Source organism: Paenibacillus sp. 01T422 (genome assembly GCF_056398785.1).
The window spans coordinates 1-8,475 of the sequence record NZ_JBFTQB010000186.1; the positions used below are offsets into that span (position 1 = coordinate 1).

Consider the following 8,475-nt stretch of genomic DNA (forward strand, 5'->3'; position numbering starts at 1 on the left):
GCTGTATGCTGCTTCTTTAGCCTTGTCGGGGCTTGTCTTGGGACAAATGCTGCTTTTTGTGGGACAGCATCTCTTCAAATGGAAAGCACGCTATAACATCTTTGATTTGTGCGTTATTTTATTCAAAAATCTTCATATCCCTGCACCCATTGCGCTTAATTTGGTGAATGTTGTGATCCTTTATACCCTTAGCGCGGTCTTTTTCCTAATCATACGGCAAGCCTTTCAAGCGATGAAAGCCAAGAGGCTAGTTGCCAAACACCAGGATGCTGCGCTCACCCTGCAATACCGCGGCATTTATCAGCTTGCTGAGCATCAACTGCGAATTATTTCTTCCAAAGCGCCAACCGCCATGACGATAGGCTTCCGGAACCCGCAAATCATCCTGTCGACGGGGTTACTCGACATGTTGGACCCTACAGAGCTTCATGCCGTTATCGACCATGAGAAATGCCATATGAAGCATCGCGATCCACTCGCTATTTTCCTGCTGTCCGTCATCTCTAAGGCGCTGTGGTATATCCCGATTTTTGCATGGCTTGCTAAGAAATACCCCATTATGATTGAACTTAGGGCAGATAAGTATGCCATTGGTCAAATGAATCAACCTGCCGATTTGGGCAGCGCTCTCCTCAAACTACTCAAACAACAATCACCGGTACCGAATCTATCCTTATCTCACGCCTCTTTCGCTGAAACATCCATGAATGTTCGCATCAAACATATTCTTGACCCGCAAATGACCTTCTTACTACCGTGGCCACGGCTTCGAATAGTGGTATCCCTGTTGATCGTTATCCTGCTGATGGGGCTCATTTAGAGCCCTGATTGGCAAGGCTTGACTTTCCATTTATTTAACACTACACTTTGTAGTGTAAACGAAATAGATGAGTGAGGAGAGAGATTGATGGATTATATCTTGAAAAATCTGCACTTCATAGTGACGCATGTCCCTATCGCACTTCTTATTTTCAGTTTTGTTTTTGATATCATTGCGATGATCATGAAAAAACGGGAGTGGCACTCTGCCGGTATGCTCTGCCTTGTGGTAGGTGCGCTTGGCGCGGTTGCGGCTGTCATGACGGGACCGTCTCCTTGGCGTAATCCTCTGGTTGTCCCTCATGAATTCTATGCGAAATTAACAATGCTTGCAGCGATTGTTCTTGCGGTAGTTCGTGTTGGTTTGCTCATTTGGAAAAAGAAAGACACCGGCCGGCATCCGATGTATTTGATCGGCTCGCTCGCGGCTGTGATCCTCGTCAGTTATACAGGCCATCTTGGCGGTCAAATGGTACATAGACCCATGAATGCCCCGGCCATGGCGCCAGGGGGCGGAGCACCGGGTGGACAAGCACCTGGCGGGCAAGGTGAGCCAAATGGGCAAGGCCCTGGAGCTCAGAGAGCTAAGGGACCAGCGACACCAACTGTACCTTCAAATAAATAAAAGGGAACTGGAGTCCGCTATTTAGTCGAAATGGCCACCTTTTGACAGTGAGGGGGAACTACAAGGTCTTAATTGCCCCCAACGAATAACATTTGCTCAAAAGTTGGCTAAATAGAGGACCATAGTTCCTCCTGTTCTGCCAAATTGCCGCATTTGCCTAAAATAGAGGACCACAGTTCCGCTCAAGAAAAGGGCTATCCATCAGGTCAATTCAGACCTGATGAGATAGCCCCTTTCTTGCCTACAGAACGTTATCCTCATCATGCTGGCTCGTCCAGCTCCAACTCCTCCAACGTAAATCGATTATCCCACAAAAACTCCATATCATACTTCGTCGAATCGCGCGAAACAAACCGGGCAACAAGTGCCAAAACAACGCCAATTATGACTCCGAACGCGGCAATCCATCCCAGCAAAGCAAACACTTGATCGACCATGCCCATCCACTCCCCTGCACGAAATGAACTCTTATGTTATGAATATGCCGTGAGATTTTGAAACATGTGTGACAATTGTGCAGGGGCAAAAAGCAAGTATTCTGATCCGAAATTGACGGGTAAGAGAGTTCTTTTATAGTCTTTTTCTCCGATTGACAGGGGCTTGAAAAGGGTGTTAAGATCACCTCTGTAAGCGCAATTATACAACTTTTGGAAATGATAAAGGACGCAGTAGGTTTGCGGTAGAGAAGGAGGGTTTCAAGATGATTAAGCTGGTTCTAGATCCCAATGCACATCATATGCACCAAGCTAACAACCATACAAATTCATACGGAGTAACCCGCCTGTTAGTCGATACCGATACGCCTTAATGGTGTTTGTTCGGCTGCTGCAACCCCTTCATATACGCTGATGAAGAAAGCGCGGGTTACGAAGAAGTTCGTAACGAGCGCTTTTCTGTTTTTGAAAAGGCATATCGCTGCGTGCGGTGTGCCTTTTTGCGTGGATAAGAAGTAAAGGAGTGATGAAATCAATGTTTATCGTATTAAAAAAATTAGGTTGGTTCTTCCGAATGAATTGGAAGCGATATTCGCTAGCGATTGGTCTGCTCATCATCGTCGGAATCATTGATGTGATACCTCCGAAGCTAATCGGCTATGCGATTGATGGTATACACATGGGGACTTTAACAGGCAGCAAGCTGTTCCAGCTGCTCGCCTTCTGGGGGACGCTGATTGTAGCCGGCTATGGATTGTCCTATATTTGGCTGTATCAGCTGTTTGGAGGCGCATTTGTTCTGGAGCGTGTGCTTCGCTCGCGTCTGATGAGGCAGCTGCTGCGCATGACGCCAACATTTTATGAACGCAACCGTACTGGCGATCTCATGGCAAGAGCTACGAATGACCTACAAGCGGTGTCGACCACAGCAGGTTTTGGGATTTTGACCTTCGTAGACTCAACGTTGTTTATGCTTACCATTCTCAGCATGATGGGTTTCTTCATTAGTTGGAAGTTGACGCTTGCTTCGATCCTTCCGCTACCTTTGATGGCTGCTGCGATCACAATCTACGGCGGGCGCATCCACGAGAGGTTCATTCTCGCTCAGGATGCTTTCGGTCAAATGAATGACCGGGTGCTTGAAACGATCGCTGGCGTGCGCGTCATACGTGCTTTTGTGCAAGAAAAGGCTAGTGAACAAAGTTTTAAAACGATGACGGACGATGTCTTTCGTAAAAATATTGCAGTTGCTTTTATTGATGCTCTTTTTGAACCAACGGTCAAAATCCTTGTAGGAATCTCCTATTTAATTGGACTATGCTACGGCGGATATATGGTGTTTCATAGTGAATTAACGCTCGGGGAGCTCGTTTCCTTCAATACGTTCCTTGGCATGCTGATTTGGCCGATGTTCGCAATCGGGGAACTCATGAACATCATGCAGCGCGGCAACGCCTCCCTGGATCGGGTGAATGAGACGCTGGGCTATAAGCCAGATGTCACCGACGAACCGAATGCAACAACGATGCTGCTGCCCAATTCGATTAGCTTCAAAGAAGTAACCTTCCGCTATCCGTCCTCTTCCATTGACAATCTCGTCAATATCTCCTTTGACTTGAAGCGAGGGCAGACGCTCGGCATTGTAGGCCGAACAGGAAGCGGCAAAACAACACTGCTCAAACAGCTGCTGCGTGAATATCCGCTAGGGAAAGGCATGATCGCCCTCTCGGATACACCGATTGAGCAGCTGACGATCGACACCGTACATGGATGGATCGGGTATGTGCCACAGGAACCGATTCTTTTCTCCAAAACGGTGAAGGAGAATATTAAGTTCGGCGCTAGCCAAGGCACTGAAGAGCAGCTTATTCAAGCGCTTGAGCTGGCCGCATTCCGCAAGGACGTGGAGTTCCTGCCGGAAGGCCTTGAAACCTTAGTTGGCGAGAGAGGCGTGGCTTTATCCGGTGGTCAGAAGCAGCGCGTGTCCATCGCGCGGGCGCTTTACGTGGATCCGGAAATCCTCATGCTGGATGACGCGCTATCTGCTGTAGATGCCAAGACAGAAGCCGAAATCATCCGGGGGATTCGTTCCGAACGCGCCGGCAAAACGACACTCATCACAACGCACCGCCTGTCTGCGGTTCAACATGCCGATCGCATTCTCGTGCTCGATGAGGGCTATATCGTGGAGGAAGGCACGCATGAGGAACTTCTGGCGCTAGGTGGCTGGTACAAAGAGCAGTATGACCGTCAGCAATTAGAAGAACAACAGGTTGGCTGAAGCTGAACGGACAAATAGATGATCTCATGAAAAGAAGGTGAAAACCCTAATGAAACAAACGAGTAAGCGATTATTTCAATATGCAGCATTGTTTAAAAAACCTCTGCTGATCGCGCTGCTATGCTTATCTGTAGCCGTTGCGACGGAGCTGGCAGGTCCTTTCATTGCTAAGAAGATGATCRATACGCACATTCTCGGTATAGAGAAGCCGTGGTTCGAGACCACATCGGCAACTCAGACGGAGAACGCGGTTCCGATGAACGGAGGTTTTTATAAACGGAGCGATCACTTCGCGGAAGGGGAGCCGAAGGGGCATGAGGTTCGGATTCTGCAGGTGGGCACCCAGTTTGTGTGGGTGGATCAGGCGCTTGTTTTTGACGGCGTCCGCAAGCTGGCAGACGATGGAAAACTAACGATTACGCAGGAAACAGAGCAAGCGGAATATCCGGCTAAAAAGCTCAGCATTCAGGAGCTGTACACGTTCTATGCGCCTGAATTTGCCAGTCTAATGAAGCTGGCTGGTATCTACTTTGTGTTAATTCTCATTGGCGCTGGTTTCACCTATGGTCAACGGTATTTGCTGCAATCCGCAGCGAATCGGATCATTCAGCGTATGCGGAGCGATGTATTTGCGCAAATTCAGCGACTGCCAATCAATTATTTTGACAATCAGCCAGCAGGGAAAATTGTTTCACGGATCACGAACGATACGGAGTCTGTCAAGGACCTGTACGTTCAGGTGTTGGCGAATTTTTTTACAGGTACGATTTATATCGTGGGTATTATTGTGGCATTGTTCATTCTTGATTATCGTTTGGCTTTATTCACGCTACCGGTGCTTCCTCTACTCTACGTGTGGATTATTGTATACCGCAAATATGCCTCTCACTATAATCATGAGATTCGTGAACGGATCGGTTCCATCAACGGAATGATCAATGAGGCAATTCAAGGCATGACGATCATTCAAGCGTTCCGCAGGCAAAAGGAGACGACACAAGAATTCGAGCAACTGAACGATGAATACACGCATTATCAAAATAAGTTGCTCAGCCTGAATTCGCTGACCTCCCATAATCTAATGAACGTTGTGCGGAATTTGTTCTTCTTTGGTCTCATTTGGTACGTCGGCGGCAGCTCCTTGCATTCGTTAATCACGGTTGGTGTTCTATACGCTTTCGTCGATTACTTGAACCGTATGTTCCACCCCATGGTGGGGATCGTGAATCAGCTGCCCAATCTGGAACGGGCCATTGTATCGGCTGATCGTGTGTTTGAACTGTTAGATGAGCAGGGCATTCACGTGGCTACTGAGAAATCGGAGCGTTATCTGGGCAACGTGAAGTTCGAGCATGTACGTTTTGCTTACAAAGAAGGCGAAGACGTGCTGAAGGACATCACTTTCGAGGCCAAACAAGGGCAGACCGTTGCGCTAGTTGGGCACACCGGCTCGGGCAAAAGCTCCATCTTGAATTTGCTGTTCCGCTTCTACGATGTGAACAAGGGCCGTATCACGGTCGACGGCCGCGATGTGCGCGAGATGCCCAAACAGCTGCTTAGGCAGCATATGGGCATCGTGTTGCAAGATCCGTTCCTGTTCACAGGGACGATCGCATCCAACGTATCGTTGGATGATCCGTCCATCACCCGGGAACGGGTCGAGGCGGCGCTGCGTGAAGTGGGCGCAGCGGCCATGTTTCAAAGCCTGCCGCACGGCATCGACGAGCCCGTGATCGAGAAGGGCAGCACGCTGTCGGCCGGGCAGCGGCAGCTGATCTCTTTCGCCCGGGCGCTGGCGTTCGACCCGGCGATCTTGATCCTCGATGAGGCGACAGCCTCCATCGACACCGAGACCGAGGCCGTCATTCAGGCGGCGCTCGAGGTGCTGTCGAAGGGGCGGACCACCTTCATCATTGCCCACAGGCTGTCGACGATTAAGAACGCCGACCAAATCCTAGTGCTCGACCACGGTGAAATTGTCGAGCGCGGTAATCACGAGGAGCTGATGGCGCACCTCGGGCGGTACTATCAGATGTACCAGCTGCAGCAGGGACATCCGGAGACGGCAGCCGCCGACGAGAACGAAGTGCGGAGCGGCTTGTAGGAGGCTTTCCGGGTGCAGCAGTGGGCACCCGCTCTACCGAGCCTTCGTTGTACGAAGTGCAACGAAAAAGCGTAGTACTGGTTGCTACTCCGCAGTTGATTGCACGAAATGCAATCAACTGGGTGGAGTAGCCCTCAATAGGGCCGTTTTCCGCCTAAGTCGTTGTACTTTGTACAACATACAGGCTTGCGGAGGCCTAATTACCGCCATTCTGCTGCACATTATGCAACATAGATTAACCGCAAGGCATCAACGCTGCCTTGGCGGTTTTTTTGTGCTGTCTATGCTACAATAACAATAAGAAAATTTCCTTACTGAAAAGGAGGGGCTGTATGCGTTCAGATACACTTCGATTACTAAACTTGCTTCAGCTGCTGTCGGAAATCGCGATTGCTGTGGGGTATTTGCTGGGACTGATCCCATTCGTTTACCTGTGGTCCTACACTTGGGTGATCCCGCTCGTATTTGTGAATTTAGTGTTTGCGATCCTCACCCATAATGGAACGACGACCAAGACAGTGATTAACATCATTATGTCATTCTTGAGTTTTATCCCGGTTGCCGGATATGTGTTCCGCGTTGTCGGCATCGTGATTTCATGGATGAACATTGCTGCCTTGTCCAAAGCAAGAAGATGACATTGTTAAAACCCAGAAGAGGCTCTCCCTCGGTCATTTGATGACCTCCGGGAAAGCCTCTTTTTATGCCCTGTCAGTAGGCCAATCCCACGCGGCAGCCAACATACTCGTCCGAAAGTGCAACGCTGTAAGTAAAGGCTGCTGTATCGCCTACCGAGATGGACTTGCCGTCCTCTGGCAGGAAATCGCGCGCCACGCGGTAGGTCCCGAGCGCCTCGCCATCTGGCAAGTAGGTTGGGCAGACGACTGTCCACGCCAAGCCAGAGGCTTGCAGCAGTTCCCAAGCTTTACGATGCTCTTCGGCAGCTCTCGTCGAGGAACGCCTCGTGTCCGGCGTTTCGTAGCGCAGCAGGCCGGGGTGCTCATGGCTTTGCAGGATGCCGGCTGTGCCGATAGTGATAACCCGGCTTACGCCTTGAGATTTCATGGCTTCGATGAGAAGGGGCGTAGACTCCGTCAGAACCGTGCCGCCATCGGTATTGAGGCAGCTGATGACGATGTCTACGTTCTCCAAGGAACGACGAATGTCACCCGGATTGCATGCGTCACCTTGCAGCAAAGTAAGCTGCTCGGAGTATTGGTTGACCTTTTGCGGATCGCGTACGAGTGCTGTCACTTTATGGTTATCTGCCAAAGCTCGCTCTAGAACGCGAGTTCCGACTCTTCCTGTTGCTCCTAATAGAAGAAAATGCATACTATCCTCCATGTCTCTAGCGTTGTAGGCTCTATTATACGCTTCTTACTTACCTTAGAGAAATGCTCCTCGTGCAGGCACCTATTCTTTTTACTATTTGATACCTGACTTGAACGAATGTAGCGAATCCAGCATAATAGGAGATATTAGAAAAATAGGATTACGGTATAGAAGGGATTTCCCAAGCATGAGAATCAATAAATTTATTAGCGAGACAGGGGTTTGCTCCAGACGGGAAGCGGACAAGTGGGTAGAAGCGAAGCGTGTTACGATCAACGGCGAGGTTGCTGGGCTCGGGAGTGTTGTAGGTCCAGGTGATGAAGTTCGGATTGATGGTAAACCGATTGGCGGGAAGAAGGAACATGTCTATATTGCGCTCAACAAACCAGTAGGGATCACCAGTACGACGGAAGCTCATATTAGAGGCAACATTGTTGATTTTGTGGGGCATTCGGAACGTATTTTCCCGATCGGCAGACTGGATAAAGATTCGGAAGGTCTCATTCTGTTGACGAATAACGGGGATATTGTGAACCAGATTTTGCGCGCAGAAAATAACCATGACAAAGAGTACATCGTGACTGTGGATCGGCCAATTACACCGATGTTTCTGAAGGGTATGGCTAGTGGAGTCCGCATTCTGGGCACGGTAACCAAGCCATGTGAGATTTATCCGGTTGGCGATCGTGTTTTTCGAATTATCCTGACGCAGGGGCTTAATCGGCAAATTCGCCGTATGTGCGAAGCGTTCGGTTATCGAGTGGTGCGCTTGCAACGTGTAAGAATTATGCATATTCATTTGGGGAATTTAAAGGTTGGCAAATGGCGCGATTTGACGGAAGGCGAAATGAAGGATCTCATGCTCACCCTGAGCAAAGAA

At 49.4% G+C, this 8,475-nt stretch carries 8 protein-coding genes; 6 read left to right on the forward strand and 2 right to left on the reverse strand.

Going from position 1 to position 8,475, the window contains the following annotated elements:
- On the forward strand, nt 1–820 hold an 820-nt coding region (locus tag AC1DUA_RS12820), incomplete at its 5' end, for a M56 family metallopeptidase (RefSeq protein WP_477500124.1).
- 87 nt (nt 821–907) lie between these two features.
- Nucleotides 908–1,444: a DUF2231 domain-containing protein gene (locus tag AC1DUA_RS12825; RefSeq protein WP_477500125.1), complete on the forward strand. Its 537-nt coding sequence runs from the start codon at nt 908–910 to the stop codon at nt 1,442–1,444.
- Nucleotides 1,445–1,704: 260 nt separating this feature from the next.
- Here the strand turns inward: AC1DUA_RS12825 and AC1DUA_RS12830 are convergent, their stop codons facing one another.
- Complete coding sequence (locus tag AC1DUA_RS12830; protein WP_477500126.1) at nt 1,705–1,881, reverse strand: hypothetical protein; 177 nt, start codon at nt 1,879–1,881, stop codon at nt 1,705–1,707.
- A 532-nt stretch (nt 1,882–2,413) separates the two neighbouring features.
- Between AC1DUA_RS12830 and AC1DUA_RS12835 the strand changes: the two genes are divergently transcribed.
- The 3 genes from AC1DUA_RS12835 to AC1DUA_RS12845 all read left to right on the forward strand — a co-directional run bounded on the left by AC1DUA_RS12835 (nt 2,414) and on the right by AC1DUA_RS12845 (nt 6,901).
- Nucleotides 2,414–4,159 (forward strand): ABC transporter ATP-binding protein, encoded by a 1,746-nt coding sequence (locus tag AC1DUA_RS12835; protein ID WP_477500127.1) that lies wholly within the window; start codon nt 2,414–2,416, stop codon nt 4,157–4,159.
- Between the two features lie 49 nt (nt 4,160–4,208).
- On the forward strand, nt 4,209–6,263 hold the full coding sequence (locus AC1DUA_RS12840; protein ID WP_477500128.1) for an ABC transporter ATP-binding protein: 2,055 nt from the start codon (nt 4,209–4,211) through the stop codon (nt 6,261–6,263).
- A gap of 332 nt (nt 6,264–6,595) precedes the next feature.
- Complete coding sequence (locus tag AC1DUA_RS12845) at nt 6,596–6,901, forward strand: hypothetical protein (protein WP_477500129.1); 306 nt, start codon at nt 6,596–6,598, stop codon at nt 6,899–6,901.
- Between the two features lie 73 nt (nt 6,902–6,974).
- Here AC1DUA_RS12845 and AC1DUA_RS12850 read toward each other — a convergent pair whose 3' ends face one another.
- Entirely contained in the window at nt 6,975–7,595 is a 621-nt protein-coding gene (locus AC1DUA_RS12850) for an NAD(P)-dependent oxidoreductase (protein WP_477500130.1), read from the reverse strand.
- Between the two features lie 187 nt (nt 7,596–7,782).
- Here AC1DUA_RS12850 and rluF point away from each other — a divergent pair.
- The coding region (rluF, locus tag AC1DUA_RS12855; RefSeq protein ID WP_477500131.1) for a 23S rRNA pseudouridine(2604) synthase RluF at nt 7,783–8,475 on the forward strand (693 nt) is incomplete at its 3' end.